The sequence below is a fragment of the Leisingera sp. F5 genome, from assembly GCF_001593695.1.
This window is the reverse complement of sequence record NZ_LUKH01001203.1, coordinates 1-1,195: the sequence shown is the minus strand read 5'-3', so window position 1 is coordinate 1,195 and position 1,195 is coordinate 1. Positions and strand designations below refer to the sequence as shown.

At 63.0% G+C, this 1,195-nt stretch carries 2 protein-coding genes; both read right to left on the bottom strand.

The features are described from left to right. Nucleotides 1-209, bottom strand: a 209-nt coding sequence (locus tag A2I95_RS40140; RefSeq protein WP_291737910.1) for a DUF1194 domain-containing protein, incomplete at its 3' end; no start/stop codon positions are given. Between the two features lie 126 nt (nucleotides 210-335). Further along, nucleotides 336-1,195 (bottom strand): MaoC family dehydratase (locus A2I95_RS40135; protein WP_291737909.1); only part of this gene is annotated, 860 nt, incomplete at its 5' end.

The following is a 1,195-nucleotide window of genomic DNA, read 5'->3' as shown; positions in this document are numbered from 1 at the left end:
AGCAGCACCTGCGCCCGCGCCTTGACCAGCGCCTCAGAAACGACACCGTCGCGCAACCCCGCCGCCAGCCCGTCCATCTGAATGCGGTATTCCTCGGCATCGACTGACCCGGACACATCCACCGCCAGCACCAGCGCCAGATCACAGGCCGCTGCCCGGAGCGGCCAGAGGGAGAGCGTCGAGAAAACCAGAAGCTGCAAAACCCGCATACTGCCAGCTTAAGCAGCAATCGCGCTAAGGGTCATCACAATTCTGCCAGCTTCCCCTGTTCATCTGGCTGAAAATATCCTGGGAGTGAGCAGGCAAGGCCTGCGAGGGGGCAAAGCCCCCTCAGATCACTTCGGCATCAAAGCCCAGTAATCCAGATCCAGCAGCACGTCCGGCAGGTATTTGCCGTCTTCGCCCTTCAGCTCAAACGGCGCGCCGCCCTTGGTGGCCACCAGCCGCAGCCGGACGGCGCCGACGCCTGGCGCAGACGTTTCCGCCTTATCCAGAACCTCCGACCAGGCCCGCACAGTCAGACCCGACAGGCAGGGATTGGCATGCGCACCGCCATTCAGGCCGACGATCATCTGCGCATTGGCAAGCCCATTGAACGACAGCGTCCGCGCCATCGAGATCACATGGCCGCCATAGATCAGCCTGGTGCCATCCGGGCGCGCAGTGTTGTCGAAATGCACCTTGGCGGTGTTCTGCCACAGCCGGGTTGCCATCATGTGCTCGGCTTCTTCGATGGTGACACCATCCACATGGTCGATGGTTTCGCCCACCGCATAGTCGTCCCAGCGGTGCGGCTCGCCGGCCAGGGTGAAATCATAAGTGCTGAAATCCAGCCCCGCCGGGATCACCAGCTGGTCTGCCGGAATCACCTTGTTCAATTCCGGAATAACCGTTTCCGGCGCCGGGGCATCCGGGTCGCCTTTGCGCACCATCACCCAGCGCACATACTCCATCACGCAGTCGTCGCGCTGGTTCAACCCGCGGGTGCGCACATAGACCACGCCGGACTTGCCGTTGGAGTTCTGCTTGAGGCCGATCACCTCGGATTCCGATCGCAGCGTGTCGCCGGGATAGACCGGCAGCAGCCAGCGCCCCTCGGCATAGCCGAGGTTCGCCAGCGCATTGAGGGAGATGTCCGGCACCGTCTTGCCGAACACCACATGGAAGGCCGCCAGATCATCCAGCGGCGCCGATG